The sequence below is a fragment of the Phocaeicola coprocola DSM 17136 genome (genome assembly GCF_000154845.1).
GTDB classification, from domain to species: domain Bacteria; phylum Bacteroidota; class Bacteroidia; order Bacteroidales; family Bacteroidaceae; genus Phocaeicola; species Phocaeicola coprocola.
In genome coordinates this window covers 16,748-35,946 of the sequence record NZ_DS981509.1, presented here as the reverse complement: position 1 = coordinate 35,946, position 19,199 = coordinate 16,748, and the positions used below count along the sequence as shown (strand labels likewise).

Here is a 19,199-nt window from a genome sequence, read left to right as displayed (position 1 = left end):
TTTACTGTAGCAGTAAGCTTTGGGGATTTTATAATAAATATTCGAGTTTGGAAAAATTGTTTAGGCGTAGCTTGGAAATGTATTAGAACACTGCTGGATTTGTGCTATCTTTGTGCCTGAAATATTTTAACCTGTATGACAGATTACTTGAATGAACTGAATGAAAGTCAGCGTGCTGCGGTGTTATACAATGATGGTCCTTCTCTTGTTATTGCAGGAGCCGGATCGGGAAAAACCCGTGTGCTGACTTATAAGATAGCTTATCTGCTGGATAACGGTTATGAGCCGTGGTCTATTCTTGCTCTGACTTTTACCAATAAGGCTGCACGTGAGATGAAGGAACGTATTGCGCGTCGGGTAGGAGCGGAACGTGCGCGATACTTATGGATGGGGACTTTCCATTCTATCTTTTCACGTATTTTGCGTACGGAAGCGGCTGCCATTGGTTTTTCTGCAAATTTTACTATTTATGATGCCGCCGATTCGAAAAGTCTGATCAAGGCCATTATCAAAGAAATGCAGCTGGACGATAAAGTGTATAAGCCGGGAGTGGTACAGTCGCGTATCAGTAATGCCAAAAATCATCTGATGCTTCCCGATGCCTATGCTGCCAGTCGTGAACTTTATGAAAATGACCAGGCTGCTAAAATACCGGCTGTGCGCGATATTTACCGGAGATACTGGGAGCGTTGCCGGCAGAGTGATGCCATGGATTTTGACGACTTGCTAGTTTACACCTATATATTGTTTCAGACACATCCGGAACTGTGTGACAAGTATGCTTCTCGCTTCCGCTATGTTTTGGTAGATGAGTATCAGGATACTAACTATGCACAACATTGCATTGTACTGCAACTTACAGAAAAATATCGCCATGTCTGTGTTGTAGGTGATGATGCGCAGAGTATTTACTCTTTCCGCGGAGCGAACATCGACAATATTCTGAAGTTTACAAGTTTATATAAGGATGCCCGCTTGTTTAAGCTGGAACAGAATTATCGTTCTACGCAGACCATTGTCAAGGCGGCAAACAGTCTTATAGAGAAAAACAGGGAGCAGATACGTAAGGAAGTTTTCTCTGAAAACGATAAGGGAGAACCTATTACGGTATTCAATGCTTACAGCGATGTGGAAGAAGGGGAGATTGTTGCAAACAAGATAGCCCAGCTCCGGACCAAAAAAGGATATTCATACGATGAATTTGCTGTATTGTATCGTACGAATGCCCAAAGCCGTATCTTCGAAGAGGCATTACGCAAGAGGGGAGTTCCTTACCGTATTTACGGAGGCTTGTCTTTCTATCAGCGTAAGGAAATAAAAGATGTGATAGCTTATTTCCGCTTGGCTGTCAATCCGAATGATGAGGAGGCTTTCAAGCGTGTTATCAATTATCCGGCAAGGGGGATAGGCAATACTACATTAAATAAGATTATTGATGCAGCCAATGTGCATAGAGTAAGCTTGTGGAAGGTGTTGAACGAACCGCTGACTTATGGAGTATCTTTGACGAAAGGCACTCACACCAAATTGCAGGCATTCCGTGATTTGATTGCCGGATTTGTAGAAGCGGTTTCGCATACCGGAGCCTACGAGTTGGGAAAAGACATTGTCCGTCAGTCGGGTATCATCAATGATATTTATCAGGACCGTTCGCCTGAGAATTTGAGCCGGCAGGAAAACATTGAAGAATTGATAAACGGTATGCACGATTTCTGTGCCGGTCGGGAAGAAGAAGGCAATACGCATATCCTGCTTACTGATTATTTGTCGGAAGTGTCGTTGCTTACTGATCAGGACAGTGAAGGGGCTGATGATGCACCCAAGGTGACATTGATGACCATTCATTCGGCAAAGGGACTGGAGTTTAAGAATGTTTTTGTTGTAGGCTTGGAGGAAAATTTGTTTCCTAGTCCGATGGCTGGCGATTCATACAAGCAGCTTGAGGAAGAACGCCGGTTGTTTTATGTAGCTATTACCCGTGCGGAAGAACACTGTTTTCTGTCGTTTGCCAAGACTCGTTTTAAATACGGTAAGGTGGAATTCAGTAATCCCAGTCGTTTCTTAAAAGATATAGATGCCAGATATTTGAACCTGCCTCAGGAGGATATCGTTTCCCGAAAGGTAGAAGAGGGGGCGAAGCGTTTTCGCCGTGAAATGGATTCGGACACTCCGCGGTATATATCTGGTAATTCGCCGTCGATGTTTGATGGAGGTGAAATTCCCGAAGAACCTCGTCGCTTCGTCAAGCCGGCTGCTCCACGTGTACTGCGTAGAATCCCTGCGGCGGAAACTTCTGTCGGAACTTCTGCTTCTTCTCCTGCTGTAAATGGAGTTTGTGCCGGAAAGCAGATAGAACACGAACGTTTCGGTATAGGCGAGATTATTAAAGTTGAAGGAAGTGGAGATAACTGTAAGGCAACGGTACGCTTCCGTAATGCGGGAGAAAAGCAGTTGCTGCTGAAGTTTGCACGGTTTAAAATAATAGAATAAAGATTGATAAATATATGTTGGATGTAACAAAAGTTCCTTCTCCCTGTTATGTTATGGAAGAAGATTTGCTCAGAAAGAACCTGAGTCTGATAAAAAGTGTGGCAGAACGTGCCGGTGTGGAAATTATTCTTGCTTTCAAGGCTTTTGCCATGTGGAAATCGTTTCCGATATTCCGTGAATATATTCATTACACAACAGCAAGTTCTGAATACGAAGCCAGACTGGCTTTCGAAGAGTTTGGCAGCAAGGCTCATACGTATTCTCCTGCTTATACAGAGACCAATTTTCCTGCTTTTCTGAAGTATAGCAGTCATATTACGTTCAATTCGCTGTCGCAGTTCGAGCGTTTTTATCCGCAGGCAAAGGCTTATCCGGAACATGTATCTTGTGGTATTCGTGTGAATCCAGAGTATTCGGAAGTGGAAGTAGAACTTTATAATCCTTGTGCTCCCGGAACCCGTTTCGGTGTGACTGCCGATTTGCTTCCCGACCGTTTGCCCGAAGGAATTGAAGGCTTTCATTGTCATTGTCATTGTGAGTCGAGTTCGTATGAGCTGGAACGTACACTGAAACACATTGAAGAAAAGTTCTCTCGCTGGTTCCCTCAATTGAAATGGCTGAATTTGGGTGGGGGACACCTGATGACACGTAAAGACTACGATGTGGAACACCTTATCGGACTGTTGAAAGGTTTGCGTGAACGCTATCCGAATCTTCAGATTATTCTGGAACCGGGATCAGCCTTTACCTGGCAGACCGGACCGCTGGTAGCATCGGTTGTCGATGTGGTAGAGAGCAGAGGTATACGTACGGCTATTCTTGACGTGAGCTTTACCTGTCACATGCCCGACTGTCTGGAAATGCCTTATCAGCCTAAGGTGCGCAATGCCGAAACCCTTCCGCCTGATGCTGTGAAGACTGCTGCTCGTGAGGACCATGTTTATCGTTTGGGCGGAAACAGCTGCTTGAGTGGTGACTATATGGGCAGTTGGAAGTTCGATCATGAATTGCAGATAGGCGAACGCATCATATTCGAAGATATGATTCATTATACGATGGTGAAGACAAACATGTTTAATGGAATTCATCATCCTTCTGTTGCTTTGCTCCACACTGATGGAGAACTGGAGGTGTATAAAACCTTCCGTTATGAAGATTATCGCGACAGAATGTGTTGATTATAAGTTACTTCTGATTGTAAGTCATAGCGTCCGTACACCTTCGAACAGGCTTGTGCGGACGTTTTTTATTGAAGATGCCTGACGGTTGGGATAGCTGTCGTTATCTTTCAAAAAAAATCGTACAAAGGTTGCTGGCTTTTGTACAAAAAATAAAAAAATATCGAGATGTTTTTCCTTAAATATGCTGAAGTTTTTTTCTACTTTCCCTGAATCTTGTTTTTGGAGGAAAAGAAGCTTGTGTAATTGCTTCAAAATGGGGTTGAAAAAGACAATATAATAGCTTTTGATGAAAAAAGTATTATAATGTTTTGGTAGTTTCGGAAAAAGCATTACCTTTGCACTCGCAATCGAAAAATCGCTTGCGCTAATTACAGAATGCGGAAATAGCTCAGTTGGTAGAGCATAACCTTGCCAAGGTTAGGGTCGCGAGTTCGAGTCTCGTTTTCCGCTCAAAGCGTGAAAGGTTTGCGCATGATTTGCCCAGGTGGCGGAATGGTAGACGCGCACGTTTCAGGTGCGTGTGTCGAGAGGCATGCAGGTTCGAGTCCTGTTCTGGGCACTGTTCAAATCTTTGTTTCGGAGGAATGGCGGAATTGGTAGACGCGCCACTTTGAGGGGGTGGTGACAGTTATGTCGTGTGAGTTCGAGTCTCATTTCCTTCACTGATAATTGCGGAAATAGCTCAGTTGGTAGAGCATAACCTTGCCAAGGTTAGGGTCGCGAGTTCGAGTCTCGTTTTCCGCTCAAAGCAATGAAAGTTGCGTAAGTCGAAAGGCTGATTTTGCCCAGGTGGCGGAATGGTAGACGCGCACGTTTCAGGTGCGTGTGTCGAGAGGCATGCAGGTTCGAGTCCTGTTCTGGGCACCATAATTGCGGAAATAGCTCAGTTGGTAGAGCATAACCTTGCCAAGGTTAGGGTCGCGAGTTCGAGTCTCGTTTTCCGCTCTTTTACATATTGCAGAATAACTGCGGAAATAGCTCAGTTGGTAGAGCATAACCTTGCCAAGGTTAGGGTCGCGAGTTCGAGTCTCGTTTTCCGCTCTTTCAGAGAAATCGACAAATGTTGGTTTCTCTTTTTTTATGTCATAAGTTTGCTTCTTCTAGCTGATAATATATATATTTGTGCCCGCAATATTTAAATGATATAACCATGAAAACTTATGATATTTATTTTTCGGATGGAAGCTCAAGCGATAATAAAGGCTTCTTTATAAGAACAGAGGAAAAAGCCATACGTATGGCGGAGGATATGCTGGTAAAAGGGAATAGTTACATAGAGGATTATGCCGGGGGAACTATTTCGGTAGTCGACTCAGAAGGCAATACGGTCTGGAGTAAGCCTATTCCGGTACAGTGATTGTAAAAAGTAGAAGTATTAATATAAAATAATGAATTTATGTTCTCAGGGATAGTTGAAGAATATGCAGAAGTGGTAAAGGTGGTAAAGGATCAGGAAAATCTGCACCTCACGTTGAAATGTTCGTTTGTTGATGAGTTAAAAATAGACCAGAGTGTTTCTCATAATGGAGTTTGTCTGACTGTAGTGAGTATTCAGGATGGAACTTATACGGTTACGGCCATGAAGGAAACTATCGAACGTTCTAATATTGGTTTGCTGAAAGTGGGAGATAAGGTTAATGTAGAACGCAGTATGATGATGAATGGACGTCTGGACGGGCATATCGTTCAGGGACATGTAGATCAGACTGCTACTTGTGTAGCTATAGATGACGCAGAGGGCAGCTGGTATTTTACATTCAAGTATGCATTCGGTCCGGAAATGGCAAAACGAGGATATTTTACTGTTGACAAAGGTTCGGTTACAGTGAATGGAGTTAGTCTGACGGTCTGTAATCCGACTGAAGATACTTTCCAGGTTGCCATTATCCCATATACCTATGAGCATACCAACTTCCATACGTTTCAGGTTGGTAGCGTAGTGAACTTGGAGTTTGATATTATCGGCAAGTATTTGAGCCGCATGATGCAGTTGACAAAATAAGGTAGCTGTATTTGTAAGACTTATCCCCGCCATATTTTATGACGGGGATAATTTTTTTATGCAGCAGAAGAAGAATTGTGTTTTCTGCTCTTTTCGTATCTGTTGTTCTGATATGTCTGGTGACTGCCTATAAATCTTTCAGTAAAATCTGACTGTTGTTGTACATATATTCCTTGCGTGCATGCTCCAGAATTTTCCATGAGTCAGAATATTGCTGGCGATCTACCTTGAAATCTTCGGAACCGGCAGAATCTAGTTTCTCCAGCAGTGTACCTACTGTAAGTTTATTGATGTCTATGCCCGGAAGATAGCGTACATCGCCTTTTTTCTCTTCTATTGTTTCGAAAATCAGATGTATGTCTTGCAGTTCATATAAGATCCGTTTGGTGAGTCGGATAGGAATTTTGTATTGTTTGCTTATTTCTTCTGCAGAGTAAGGTGTCTTTTCTTCTGCAAAACTCTTGCAGATGACTGAAAGTATAATGGTGCAAAAGAAATCATGATATCTGCGGCTGATATTTGCACTTTCTTTTCCGAAATCGAACGAACCCAGATTTTGGCTTACGTAGCTCATTTCAGCTCCGAAGAGGCAGATTGTCCAGGAAATCTGTGTCCATAACAAAAACATGGGAATGGCAGCAAAGCTTCCGTAGATAGCGTTGTAATTTGAAACCCATATCTGACTGTTTACATAAAAGAACTGAAATGCCTGAAAGGCGGTTCCTGCCAGTATTCCCGGAAACCAGGCGTGCTTTAATTTGACTTTGGTGTTTGGGATAAATATGTAGAGTCCGATAAACATTCCCCAGGTCAGTGCATATGGGGTAAGTCTTACCAGGAATTTCAGGATAGGCGCAAGTACCAGGAAGTTATCCATGTTCTTTATATATGTAGTCATAAAAATGGTAAGACCACTTGAAATGACTATCAGCAGTGGTAAAAGGAGAATCATGGAAAAATAATCAGTTATTTTGCGAAAGACTGAACGGGGGTGTTTTACCTGCCAGATTGCATTGAAGCTTCGTTCGATGTTGTCTGTCAGTATAAGAACAGTCCATAATAACATGATTAAACCGATTCCGATAAATATTCCACTTTGGGCATGCTCCAGATAGGAGTTTATCCACGAAATAATAAGTTCACTCTGCTGGCTTGCAACACCTTTGCGGAGCTGTATTTCCATTAATGCGTCGAAGTCGAATCCTCGTGCGATGGCGAACAGGATGGCAAGAATGGGAATAATCGACAGTAGCGTGCTGTAGGTCAGTGCGGAGGCACGTATCTGGATACGGTCGTTTAGAAACTGGTTTACAGAAAGATAAACGATTTTGATGCACGAATATATTTGTCGCCGTACGGGAGATATCTCATCTTCGGTAATTCTCCATATGCCGTCGGTGAGAAATTGTAGCCAGTTTTTTATTCTCGTATAACTCATGGCGATAAGGTTTTTCAATGAAAAAAGCAGTCGGTCTATAAGCCGGGTTCCGTTCTCTGCATCGAAATGCAAAGTGTCTGTCATTTATCTACACTCACTGTCACCAGTAAGTTCTAGCGGTCTACCCTCCGACGTGGGGCGAGCAACCCTCCTTAATGCCGGTTTACATGACCTTACAACTCCTAAGATGCACAGCACGCATATCGCTATACGTCTGGTAGGCTCTTACCCTACCTTCTCACCCTTGCCTTTCCGGTGTGGACTGGCGGTTATTTTCTTCTGCATTACTCTACCTTTGCAGGCAGCTTTCTGTTAGGAAGTAGGATGCTCTGTGTTGCCCGGACTTTCCTCTTGTACATATAAGTACCAGCGACAAACCGACCAACTGCTTTCTGTTTGCAAAGGTACGCAAATAAAACGAATTTGTGTCATTTTTGTCAGAAATATCTGCAATTCTATCGAACAGTCTGATAATGAATGTAAATTTGTCAGGCAGTAGTCGTTAACTGCGGTTAATAGGAAAGTTTGCTTTGTTAAAAGAGGGAAAAAAGATGTTGTGTAGAGTACAATCGTATGAATTTTGTTCTACTTTAGCAAATAAAATGTTAAATAAGAGTTGAAATTAACAATTTAAATGATATAAACATATGAAAAAGGCAACTAAAATCGCATTTGGAGCAGTCGCAGTATTGGCTGTCAGTGCAGGGGTGGCAGGGGTTACTACTTATACTCTTATGCAGTCTAGACAAGACAAAAATTTGTCTTTTTATGATGAATTCCAGACAGCGTCTAATGTGCGCTATGCAGCTTTGGATGCAACTAGCATGCAGCCGATTGATTTGACTAAAGCGGCAGAAAGTTCTTTGAACTCTGTTGTACATATTATGTCTGTACAGAGAAGTAAAGTGAAAACAATACAGAGTCAGCCTGATATATTTGATTTCTTCTTCGGTGATGGGCGCGGACGTCAGCAGCAGGTGCAAACTCCTGAACAGCGTGGATTTGGTTCGGGTGTAATTATTTCGAAGGATGGTTATATTGTAACCAATAATCACGTAATTGATGGAGCTGATGAAATTTCTGTCAAGTTGCACGACGGTCGTGAAATGAAAGGACGTGTAATTGGTACAGACCCGACTACCGATTTAGCATTGGTTAAAATAGAAGGTGATGATTTTCCTGCCATACCGGTTGGTGATTCTGAACGCTTGAAAGTTGGAGAATGGGTACTGGCTGTAGGTAATCCGTTTAATTTGGGTTCTACAGTAACTGCTGGTATTGTCAGTGCTAAGGCTCGTGGACTTGGTGCTAATGGTGTAGAGTCGTTTATCCAGACTGATGCTGCCATTAATCAGGGAAACAGTGGTGGTGCGTTAGTTAATGCTAATGGAGAATTGGTAGGTATTAATGCTATGTTGGTATCTCCTACAGGAGCTTATTCGGGTTACGGATTTGCTATTCCTACAAGCATTATGACAAAGGTTGTTACAGACCTGAAGCAATACGGTACTGTACAACGTGCTCTGTTGGGTATTGCAGGACGAAACATGGGTGATGAAACTTATCCGGATGAAATCCGTAAGGAACAGAAAGAGCTGGGCATCAACGATGGTGTACAGGTTGTTGAAGTGACAGAAGGTGGTTCGGTAGATGGCGTTTTGGAAAAGAACGACGTTATAATGGAATTGAACGGAAAGAAAGTGAAGACCATGGCCGAATTACAAGGATCACTGGCTAAATATCGTCCGGGTGATAAGATTAAATTGAAAGTATGGCGTGATAAGAAAGAAAAGACTTTCACTGTAACACTGAAAAATGCCCAAGGTAATACTAAGATTGTAAAGAATGCTGATATGGAATTACTGAGAGCAGCATTCCGCGAAGTGCCTGCCGAATTGAAGAAACAACTGAATTTAGGTTATGGTGTTCAGGTAACAGGAGTAAGTGAAGGCAGAATGGCAGATTCTGGTATCCGTAAAGGATTTATCATACTGAAAGCTAACGGAAAACAACTGAAAACAGTGCAGGATCTGGAAGAAGTTATGAAAGCGGCTTCTCAATCTCCTGATCAGGTATTGTTTATGGTAGGTATATATCCGTCAGGAAAACGTGCCAACTATGCAGTAGATTTATCACAGAATTAAGTATAATAAACAGGTATTGTTTTTGAAGTAAAAAGATATGTTTGAAAAGTCCGAAGGGTTTACTCTTCGGACTTTTGCTTTTTGCTACCTCGACATTGCGTTTTGGTTTATATTAGAGTGGAATGTATACCTAAAGCTAGGTATTTTGTGCTAAAAGCCTTTCTCAGGGTAAAAAAAGAGAGGATATTTAGAACGGTGTCTCTTTTTTTGCTACTTTTGCACAGATTTTGGCTGCATGTGCCGAATGACGCGGCGGCGGCTTAAACGAAGATAATAACTAAAACATAAAGCATGATACACAAAGTATTAATCGCTAACCGTGGCGAAATTGCTGTGCGCGTGATGCGTTCTTGCCGTGAAATGGGCATTCGTACCGTGGCAGTCTTTTCGGAAGCTGATAGAACGGCACGCCACGTACTTTATGCAGATGAGGCTTGCCTGATTGGTCCGGCAGCATCTCGTGAAAGCTATCTGAATATTGATAAAATTATCATGGCGGCTAAGCGCCATGGAGTGGATGCAATTCATCCGGGATATGGTTTCTTATCGGAAAACTCCGAGTTTGCACGTCGTTGTCGTGAAGAAGGAATCATTTTTATCGGTCCTGATCCTGAAACAATGGATGCGATGGGCGATAAGATTTCTGCACGTAAACACATGATTGCTGCGGGAGTGCCGGTGGTTCCTGGTACGGAACAGCCTTTGCAGAGTGTAGAGGAAGCAAAAGAAATCTGTAATCGTATCGGTTATCCGGTTATGCTGAAGGCTTCTATGGGAGGCGGTGGTAAAGGTATGCGCCTTATTCATAGTGAGTCTGAAGTGGAAGAAGCTTATAATACAGCTCGTTCGGAATCTATGTCATCATTTGGTGATGATACAGTTTATCTGGAGAAATTTGTAGAGGAACCGCATCATATTGAATTCCAGATTTTAGGAGATAATTATGGTAATGCGGTACATCTGTTCGAACGCGAATGTTCTATTCAGCGTCGTAACCAGAAGATTGTAGAAGAAACTCCGTCTCCGTTTGTTACTCCTGAATTACGCCAGAAAATGGGTGAGGCTGCTGTAGCGGCTGCCAAGGCTGTAAATTATAAGGGAGCAGGAACAATTGAATTCCTTGTTGACAAACACCGCAATTTCTATTTCCTTGAAATGAATACTCGTCTTCAGGTAGAACATCCTATTACAGAAGAAGTTGTAGGTGTTGACTTGGTAAAGGAACAGCTCCGTATTGCAAACAATGTGCCTCTTCATTTCAAACAGGAAGATCTGAAGCAGCGTGGTCATGCTATCGAATGTCGTATTTGCGCAGAGGACTCTGAAAATAACTTTATGCCTTCACCGGGAGTTATCCGTCAGTTGATGGAACCCAACGGTATCGGTGTTCGTATCGATAGCTATGTATACGAAAGTTATGAAATTCCTATTTATTATGACCCGATGATCGGTAAGCTGATCGTATGGGCTACTACTCGTGAATTTGCTATCGAACGTATGCGCCGTGTGCTTTACGAATACAAGATTACCGGCTTGAAAACAAATATCGGTTATTTGCGTCACATCATGAATGTACCTGATTTTGTAGAAGGTCATTATAATACCTTGTTTATACCAAAGCATCAGGATATGTTGCGTGAATGGGCTGGTCAGAAGGAAGAAGAAACTGAAAATATTGCTATGATTGCAGCATACATCGACTATCTGATGAATCTGGAAGAGAATAATTCTGGCTCTTCAGACAATCGTCCTATCAGTCGTTGGCGTGAGTTCGGATTGAAAAAAGGTGTATTGCGAATTTAAAGAAGATATTTATGGAAATACATATAGGTGATAGAGTTGCTGACGTTACGTTGGTTAGCAAGGAAGGCAATAAAGTACAGTTGACTATCGACGGTGTTCCTTACGATGTTGATATTGTAATGGCAGAAAACGGTAGTTGTTCTATTTTGCATGAAGGAAAATCGTATAATGCAGAACTGATCCGTAAAGAAGGCGGAAAGAGTTATACGGTAAATGCTCATTACCAGTCATATAATATTGATATTATAGATTCGCAGGCAAAATACCTTCGCATGCGTAAGGGAGCTGATGAGAAACAGCAGGATAAGATTGTTTCTCCTATGCCGGGTAAAGTGGTTAAGATTCCAGTAAAGGCTGGCGACCGCTTGCAGGCTGGTGATATCGTGGTTGTGATAGAAGCCATGAAGATGCAGAGTAATTACAAAGTAAACAGCGAATGTGTTGTAAAAGAAATCTTCGTAAATGAAGGTGACTCTGTAAACAGTAACCAGGTTATCATGACACTGGATGTGATTAAAGAGGAGGATTAAATTTATGACAACAGCAGAACAATATAAAAAATTTGAGGAGCTGGATAAACTGGCTGCTCAGGGTGGAGGAGTAGAGCGTGTTGAAAAGCAACATGCCAATGGTCATATGACTGCTCGCGAACGTATTGATATGTTGCTCGATAAAGGTACGTTCAATGAAATTGATAAGTTTGTGGTTCATCACTGTACTGATTTCGGTATGGAGAAAAAACATATTCCTGGTGACGGTATCGTTTGTGGATATGGTAAAATTGATGGACGTTTAGTATATGTTTATGCTTACGACTTTACCGTATATGGTGGAACACTTAGTGCTACCGGTGCACAGAAGATTGTAAAGGTACAGCAACTGGCATTGAAAAACGGTGCTCCGGTAATTGCTTTGAATGACTCGGGTGGCGCACGTATTCAGGAAGGTGTGGGAAGTATTTCCGGATATGCTTCAATTTTCTATCAGAATACTATTGCATCAGGTGTTATCCCTCAGATTTCAGCAATTCTTGGTCCGTGTGCAGGAGGTGCTTGTTACTCTCCGGCATTGACAGACTTTATCTTCATGGTAAAGGAAAAGAGTCACATGTTTATCACTGGTCCGGATGTAGTAAAGGCTGTTACTCATGAAGAAGTTGATAAGGAAGAATTAGGTGGTGCATATACTCATAGCAGTAAGAGTGGTGTTACTCACTTCCTTTGTGAAACAGAAGAAGAAACTTTGATGAGCATTCGTGAGCTGCTGAGTTTCTTGCCTTCTAACAACATGGAAGATGCTCCTTCTATTCCTTGTACAGATGATATCCGTCGTGCAGAAGAATCACTGATGACAGTTATTCCTGACGACCCGAACATGCCATATGATATCAAAAACATCATCGAACCGATAGTCGACAATCATTATTTCTTTGAGGTTATGCCTCACTTTGCAAAGAATATTGTAGTCGGTTTTGCTCGTTTGGGTGGACGTTCTGTAGGTATCGTTGCCAATCAGCCGGCATATCTGGCAGGTGTGCTTGATATTGACGCTTCTGACAAGGCTTCTCGTTTCATCCGTTTCTGCGACTGTTTCAATATTCCTATTGTAACATTCGAAGATGTACCGGGGTTCTTGCCAGGATGTACACAGGAACACAATGGTATTATCCGTCACGGTGCAAAGATTGTATACGCTTATGCAGAAGCTACTGTTCCTAAAATAACAGTAATTACACGTAAGGCTTACGGAGGTGCATACATCGTTATGAATAGTAAACCTATTGGTGCTGATGTGAACTTCTCTTATCCTACAGCTGAAATTGCTGTAATGGGAGCAGACGGTGCTGTGAATATTCTGTATCGTAAAGCTACGGCGGAAGAAAAAGCTAAGGCTGTAGAAGAATACAAGGAGAAATTCTCTAATCCGTATCGTGCAGCTGAACAGGGCTATATCGATGAAATCATTCTTCCGAAAGATACTCGTTATAAATTGATTCAGGCACTTGAAATGACTCAGAATAAGAGTGTAAGCAATCCTCCGAAGAAACACGGTAACATGCCTTTGTAATTGATTTGAAGGAAATAATATAAATTTAGCCATCTCAACCTAATCCGTTGGGATGGCTTTTTTGTTTTAATTCCATATAACTTCATGATATAGCACAACTGTTGTGCTTATTATTGTGCTTTATTTGTTTTTTAAGCAGACTGTATCGTTTGCAAGGCAACAGAAGTTTATTGAATATAATTCTTAAAATAATATTAAGTAGTATTTAAACACCTTTGAAAGCGTAGCGGTCAGTTCGAGGTTTCCTCTTTTTATATCGATTTTTTTGTATCTTTGAAGCGATAATTATTTAAGCTATTAGTATATGATGAAAAAATGGATAATGATGGCAGCATTATTTGGCTGTCTGTTTGCCGGAGTCTCTACAGTACAAGCACAGGAAGTTACTCCTGATGAAGTAGGATATATAGTTAAAGTGGGTGATGAAGCTCCCGATTTTGAAATGACTTTAACCGACGGTCAGAAAGTAAAATTATCTTCTTTGCGTGGGAAAGTTGTGATGCTTCAGTTTACAGCAAGCTGGTGTGGGGTTTGCCGTAAAGAAATGCCTTTTATCGAGAAGGATATCTGGCAGAAACATAAAGATAATGCTTCATTTGCGCTTTATGGAGTAGACCGTGATGAACCTTTGGAAAAGGTTAAAGCTTTTGCAAAGCAGACGAAAGTAACATATCCGCTTGGACTTGATCCGGGAGCAGATATCTTTGCTAAATATGCGGTTCGTAACGCTGGTATCACCCGCAACGTGTTAATCGACAAGACTGGCAAGATTGTGATGATGACACGTTTATATAACGAGGAAGAGTTCTCTGCTTTGTGTAAGAAAATAGATGAACTGCTGAAATGATGCGGCTTAAGTATACATTACTCATCCTATGCTGTCTGGTCGTTCTTCCTGGGTTTTCTCGTAAGAAAAAGACTTCGGGATATGAACCTCTATTTGGAAAATCACAGGCAGCCTACCAGATTACTTCCAGTTCATTAAAAGGGGCTACCTTCTATTTGGTCAGCGGTCATGGAGGACCAGATCCGGGATGTATCGGCAAGTATAGAGGAAAGGAACTGCACGAAGATGAATATGCCTATGATATTGTTTTGCGTTTAGGCAGAGAATTGCTGAAACGTGGTGCTAAGGTTCATTTTATTATTCAGGACAAGAAAGATGGAATCCGAAATGCTGCGATATTGAATAACAGTAAGCGGGAAACATGTATGGGTGAAGCAATTCCATTGAATCAGGTAGCAAGGTTGCAACAGCGTTGTGATGCTATTAACCGGTTATATCGTAGAGATAATAGCAATTATAAACGTGCAATCTTTGTTCATGTGGATAGCCGTAGCAGAGGTAAACAGACGGATGTTTTCTTTTATCACTCACCTGGCAGTAAATATGGAAAACGTCTTGCCGATCAGTTGAAGCGTACTTTTACTGCAAAATATGACCGTCATCAGCCTAATAGAGGATTCAATGGAACGGTTAGTTCGCGTAACTTGTTTGTCCTTCGGAACTCAACGCCTTATGCTGTTTTTTTGGAATTAGGAAATATTCAGAACGCACGCGATCAGCAGCGTTTGGTGATACCCGACAATCGTCAGGCATTAGCCAACTGGATTGCTGAGGCTATGGTTAGCGATTATAAGAAAAGTAAGTAGTAACTGTGTGATATTCAGTTATTGAAGAGAAATAGTTTAATTTTGTCTGTATAGGATAGGCAGTATATAGCTAACAGCTGAACATTGAAAAAGCAATAGCGGAACTTCTGTTCATTGAGCAAAAGTTCCGCTATTGCTTTTTCGCCTGAACCTGAGAAACACGTTATTCAGATATAAAGTGAAACTCTCAAGCAGGTGATTTTTATTAAGTTCTGCCATGAAAAGTTTTGATACTAAGACCTTTCTTTTTGGGCAGAACTTATTGATTTTTTATTGTCGGTCAGGTTTATTCTTCAGCAAGTAACAGCTCCATTACCTGACAAGCTGATTTAGCGACAGAAGTACCAGGACCAAATATAGCCATAACTCCAGCTTTATACAGGAAGTCGTAATCCTGTGCCGGTATGACACCTCCTGCAAATACCAGAATATCTTCACGTCCCAGACGTTTCAACTCTGCAATGATTTGTGGAATTAAAGTCTTGTGTCCGGCGGCTAATGAAGAAACTCCTACTGCATGAACATCGTTTTCTACGGCTTCGCGAGCAGCTTCCTCCGGAGTCTGGAACAACGGTCCCATATCAACATCAAAACCACAGTCTGCAAATCCTGTAGCTACAACTTTTGCACCACGGTCATGTCCGTCCTGTCCCATTTTGGCAATCATTACACGCGGACGGCGACCCTCTTTCTTTGCAAATTCTTCAGTCAGTTCGCAAGCTCTTGCGAAATCTGCATCCTTTTTACTTTCTGATGAATACACGCCTGAAATAGTTCTTATTACTGCTTTATAACGTCCTACAATTTTTTCACATGCATCGGATATTTCTCCTAATGTGGCACGTACGCGAGCGGCTTCTACAGCCAGTTCCAGCAAGTTGCCTTTACCTGTACGTACGCATTCGGTAATAGCTTCCAGTGCTTTGTCTACTTCGGCCTGGTTTCTTCCTTCGCGCAGGCGACGTAAGTTTTCTATCTGTTCCTGACGTACAGCTGTGTTGTCTACTTCCAGAATATCAATCGGATCTTCTTTTTCCAGACGATATTTGTTTGTACCTACGATGGTCTGTTCACCTGAGTCGATACGAGCCTGTGTACGAGCTGCAGCTTCTTCAATACGCATCTTTGGTATACCTGTTTCGATAGCCTTAGCCATACCACCCAGTTTTTCGATTTCCTGAATGTGTTCCCAAGCTTTATGAGCCAGTTCGTTGGTCAGCGCTTCTACATAGTATGAACCACCCCATGGGTCTACATTTTTACATATCTGGGTTTCTTCCTGGATATAAATCTGTGTATTACGTGCAATACGTGCAGAGAAATCAGTTGGCAGAGCAATAGCTTCGTCCAGCGCATTGGTATGCAGTGACTGAGTGTGTCCCAGTGCAGCAGCCATTGCTTCGATACAAGTACGTCCTACGTTGTTGAACGGATCCTGTTCTGTAAGCGACCATCCTGAAGTCTGTGAGTGTGTACGCAGTGCAAGTGATTTCGGATTCTTCGGATTAAACTGTTTTACAATCTTTGCCCAAAGCATACGTGCAGCACGCATCTTGGCAATTTCCATGAAATGATTCATGCCGATTGCCCAGAAGAAAGACAAACGAGGAGCAAAGGCATCGATATCAATACCTGCAGCAACTCCTGCGCGCAGATATTCCAGACCGTCGGCAAGTGTATAAGCCAATTCGATATCGGCTGTAGCACCAGCTTCCTGCATGTGATATCCTGAGATAGAGATAGAGTTGAATTTCGGCATTTTTTGAGAAGTGTACTCAAAGATATCCGAGATGATCTTCATGGAGAATGCAGGCGGATAGATATATGTGTTACGCACCATGAACTCTTTCAAAATATCATTTTGAATAGTTCCGGCCATTTCTTCCAGTTTAGCTCCCTGTTCCAGTCCTGCATTGATATAGAATGCCATAACAGGAAGTACGGCGCCGTTCATAGTCATGGAAACAGACATCTTATTCAATGGAATACCGTCGAACAATACCTTCATATTTTCCAGTGAGCAGATTGAAACACCGGCCTTACCAACATCTCCCACTACACGCGGATGATCTGGGTCGTAGCCGCGGTGTGTCGGAAGGTCGAAAGCAACAGACAAACCTTTCTGTCCGGAAGCCAGGTTACGGCGATAAAATGCATTTGATTCTTCAGCTGTAGAAAATCCTGCATACTGGCGGATAGTCCACGGACGGAACGTATACATCATCGAGTACGGACCTCTCAGGTAAGGAGGAATACCCGCAGCATAGTTCAGATGCTCCATGCCTTCCAGGTCTTCTTTCGTATAAACCGGCTTCACCTGAATCTGTTCCGGTGTTCTCCAATTGGCTTTGATGTCATTGGCTTTTTGCCATTCCATACCATTTTGAGGATGGAATCCGTCATATATATCGATATTTTTAAAATTCGGTTTCATAGCATTACTTAATTCCTAGCTTTTCATTATATTCTTTCAAGGTCTCCAATACGTTGCAGCGTACATGTATGAAGTTTTCTATGCCGGCAGCTTTCAATTCTTCCATGCAAGCAGGAGCTCCTGCCACAATAAACATGGCTCTTCCGTTTACAGCTTTGAATGCCGGAATAGCATATTCTGCATATTCATCATCGCTTGAGCAAATAACAACGATGTCAGCGTTGGCTTTCATTGCAGCCTCTACTCCTTCTTCAACGGTTGGGAATCCCAGATTGTCTATTACTTCATATCCGGCACAAGCCAGGAAGTTGCATGAGAACTGTGCGCGTGCTTGTCGCATCGCAAGATTTCCGATAGTCAGCATGAAAGCTTTTGGACGTTTGCCAGAATGTTCTGTCTGCAAACGTAAAGCTTCGAATTCGCTGGCAGCACGGCTGGTTTCCAGTTTAGCAAATGAAGCTTCTTCCTCGTGATTATGTCCGCCACCACAGCAACATTTGTGTTCTGATGGGGTCTTTTCTCCTGCCAATTCGTTGAAATTAGGATACTGATTGGTTCCCAGCAGGATTTCTTTACGTTTCGAAACAGCTTCATGGCGTGCTTTGTTGCTTGTGTTAACAGCATTTTGTACGCTTTCGTCGAAGATAGACTTAACCATTCCGCCGGCCTCTTCTACTTGCAGGAACAAATCCCAGGCTTGTTTAGCAATAGAGACTGTTAAATTTTCAATATAATATGAACCGCCGGCAGGATCGACAATGCGGTTAAGATGAGATTCTTCTTTCAAAAGTAATTGCTGATTACGTGCAATACGTTCTGAAAAGTCATTAGGAGTTTCGTATGCTTTATCGAAAGGAGTTACTGTGATAGAATTTACTCCTGCAATAGCAGCACTCATAGCTTCAGTCTGAGTACGGAGCAAGTTTACATGAGCATCGAATAAGGTCAGATTGAAGCTTGAAGTTTCGGCATGAGCAATCATTTTACAAGCACATTCGCATTGCGGGTTGTAAGCTTTGACAATGTTTGCCCATAACATACGTGCTGCACGGAACTTGGCAATTTCCATGAAATAGTTGGAACTGATACCGAAGTTGAATTTGATCTTCTTTGCAGCCAGATTAACAGGAACTCCTGCTTCTGTCAATCTGTTCAGGTATTCATTTCCCCATGCCAGTGCATATCCCAGTTCCTGATAAATATAAGCTCCAGCATTGTTTAGTTGAAGTGAGTTGACTCCTATACAACGGAAATGAGGATATTCAGCCAGAATTTCTACCAGCTCTTTGGCTTTCGATATGATCGGGCTGACATCTTTCCCTTTTTGAAGCATTTTGCCGATAGGGTCGAAGTTTATTGAGCCGTACAGTTTATTCGGATCATATCCTTTTTCTTTGAAATAAGCAACGAGTAATTCAGCCAGCTGAGTAGAATGGCGCTGACAAGTAGTGAAGTTAATTTCTATACAGTCGCAACAGATGTCTTTCAGTAGAGTTGCGATGTATTCAGCACTCAAATCTTTGGGTTTAATGTGGAAACCCAGTGAGTCAATTCCCTTGTTCAGCAAATCAAGTGCTTTCTGGTTTGCTTCAGCAGGTTCTTCTACACGAACGTCCTGACGGATATACCAGGTATTGTCATCTTTTTTATTACCTCTGATGTAAGGATATTCTCCCGGAAGTCCTTCAGTTGTTTTAAGTCCTTCCAAATCTTCTTGGCGGTAAAACGGTTTTACTTTAAATCCTTCGTTTGTTTTCCACACCAATTTCTTTTCGTAATCGGCTCCTTTCAAGTCGACCATGATTTTATCCATCCATTCTTGTGTCGATACGGAGGGAAAATCTGAAAAGAGTTTTTCTTTACTATCTGCCATAGTGAATGAGTGTTTATGATATTATGATTTAAGTTAGTTGGCATGGAGGTTGGAACCCATGCGAGGCAAATATACAAAGTAAATTGCACATCCCGACAAAAAGTGAGTATTTTT

At 42.1% G+C, this 19,199-nt stretch carries 13 protein-coding genes, 7 tRNA genes and 1 other RNA gene; 17 read left to right on the top strand and 4 right to left on the bottom strand.

Annotated elements, in window-relative coordinates:
- Positions 1-135: 135 nt before the first annotated feature.
- The 11 genes from BACCOP_RS17250 (at position 136) to BACCOP_RS17195 (ending at position 5,673) form a co-directional block, all read left to right on the top strand.
- Entirely contained in the window at positions 136-2,490 is a 2,355-nt protein-coding gene (locus BACCOP_RS17250) for an ATP-dependent helicase (RefSeq protein ID WP_007571381.1), read from the top strand.
- Between the two features lie 14 nt (positions 2,491-2,504).
- Complete coding sequence (nspC, locus tag BACCOP_RS17245) at positions 2,505-3,668, top strand: carboxynorspermidine decarboxylase (RefSeq protein WP_022125161.1); 1,164 nt, start codon at positions 2,505-2,507, stop codon at positions 3,666-3,668.
- A gap of 380 nt (positions 3,669-4,048) precedes the next feature.
- Positions 4,049-4,121, top strand: a tRNA-Gly gene (locus BACCOP_RS17235).
- A 28-nt stretch (positions 4,122-4,149) separates the two neighbouring features.
- Positions 4,150-4,230 (top strand) — tRNA-Leu (locus tag BACCOP_RS17230).
- Positions 4,231-4,249: 19 nt separating this feature from the next.
- A tRNA-Leu gene (locus tag BACCOP_RS17225) sits at positions 4,250-4,333 on the top strand.
- A 9-nt stretch (positions 4,334-4,342) separates the two neighbouring features.
- Positions 4,343-4,415: transfer RNA gene (locus BACCOP_RS17220), tRNA-Gly, on the top strand.
- 39 nt (positions 4,416-4,454) lie between these two features.
- A tRNA-Leu gene (locus BACCOP_RS17215) sits at positions 4,455-4,538 on the top strand.
- A 5-nt stretch (positions 4,539-4,543) separates the two neighbouring features.
- Positions 4,544-4,616, top strand: a tRNA-Gly gene (locus BACCOP_RS17210).
- Between the two features lie 23 nt (positions 4,617-4,639).
- Positions 4,640-4,712, top strand: a tRNA-Gly gene (locus tag BACCOP_RS17205).
- Positions 4,713-4,821: 109 nt separating this feature from the next.
- Positions 4,822-5,028 (top strand): hypothetical protein, encoded by a 207-nt coding sequence (locus BACCOP_RS17200; RefSeq protein ID WP_007571378.1) that lies wholly within the window; start codon positions 4,822-4,824, stop codon positions 5,026-5,028.
- A gap of 39 nt (positions 5,029-5,067) precedes the next feature.
- The gene (locus BACCOP_RS17195) at positions 5,068-5,673 is read left to right on the top strand and encodes a riboflavin synthase (protein ID WP_007571377.1); all 606 of its coding nucleotides are present in this window, start codon (positions 5,068-5,070) and stop codon (positions 5,671-5,673) included.
- A gap of 127 nt (positions 5,674-5,800) precedes the next feature.
- Here the strand turns inward: BACCOP_RS17195 and BACCOP_RS17190 are convergent, their stop codons facing one another.
- Positions 5,801-7,111, bottom strand: coding sequence for a YihY/virulence factor BrkB family protein (locus BACCOP_RS17190; protein WP_040312227.1), 1,311 nt, complete (start codon positions 7,109-7,111; stop codon positions 5,801-5,803).
- A gap of 22 nt (positions 7,112-7,133) precedes the next feature.
- Positions 7,134-7,500: RNase P RNA component class A (rnpB, locus tag BACCOP_RS19330), an RNA gene on the bottom strand.
- Positions 7,501-7,758: 258 nt separating this feature from the next.
- Between rnpB and BACCOP_RS17185 the strand changes: the two genes are divergently transcribed.
- The 6 genes from BACCOP_RS17185 (at position 7,759) to BACCOP_RS17160 (ending at position 14,778) form a co-directional block, all read left to right on the top strand.
- Positions 7,759-9,255 (top strand): trypsin-like peptidase domain-containing protein, encoded by a 1,497-nt coding sequence (locus BACCOP_RS17185; RefSeq protein WP_007571375.1) that lies wholly within the window; start codon positions 7,759-7,761, stop codon positions 9,253-9,255.
- A gap of 291 nt (positions 9,256-9,546) precedes the next feature.
- A complete protein-coding gene (gene accC, locus BACCOP_RS17180; protein WP_007571372.1) occupies positions 9,547-11,058 on the top strand; it encodes an acetyl-CoA carboxylase biotin carboxylase subunit in 1,512 nt (503 codons plus the stop codon).
- 11 nt (positions 11,059-11,069) lie between these two features.
- Positions 11,070-11,588 (top strand): biotin/lipoyl-containing protein, encoded by a 519-nt coding sequence (locus BACCOP_RS17175; RefSeq protein WP_007571370.1) that lies wholly within the window; start codon positions 11,070-11,072, stop codon positions 11,586-11,588.
- A 4-nt stretch (positions 11,589-11,592) separates the two neighbouring features.
- On the top strand, positions 11,593-13,125 hold the full coding sequence (locus tag BACCOP_RS17170) for an acyl-CoA carboxylase subunit beta (protein WP_007571369.1): 1,533 nt from the start codon (positions 11,593-11,595) through the stop codon (positions 13,123-13,125).
- 322 nt (positions 13,126-13,447) lie between these two features.
- The gene (locus BACCOP_RS17165) at positions 13,448-13,972 is read left to right on the top strand and encodes a TlpA family protein disulfide reductase (RefSeq protein ID WP_370859016.1); all 525 of its coding nucleotides are present in this window, start codon (positions 13,448-13,450) and stop codon (positions 13,970-13,972) included.
- Entirely contained in the window at positions 13,969-14,778 is an 810-nt protein-coding gene (locus tag BACCOP_RS17160) for an N-acetylmuramoyl-L-alanine amidase family protein (RefSeq protein ID WP_007571363.1), read from the top strand. Before BACCOP_RS17165 ends, BACCOP_RS17160 begins: the two co-directional genes overlap by 4 nt.
- A 286-nt stretch (positions 14,779-15,064) precedes the next feature.
- Here the strand turns inward: BACCOP_RS17160 and scpA are convergent, their stop codons facing one another.
- Both scpA and mutA read right to left on the bottom strand, forming a co-directional pair.
- Complete coding sequence (gene scpA / locus BACCOP_RS17155; RefSeq protein ID WP_007571362.1) at positions 15,065-17,212, bottom strand: methylmalonyl-CoA mutase; 2,148 nt, start codon at positions 17,210-17,212, stop codon at positions 15,065-15,067.
- Between the two features lie 4 nt (positions 17,213-17,216).
- Entirely contained in the window at positions 17,217-19,085 is a 1,869-nt protein-coding gene (gene mutA / locus BACCOP_RS17150) for a methylmalonyl-CoA mutase small subunit (protein WP_007571360.1), read from the bottom strand.
- Positions 19,086-19,199: the final 114 nt, after the last annotated feature.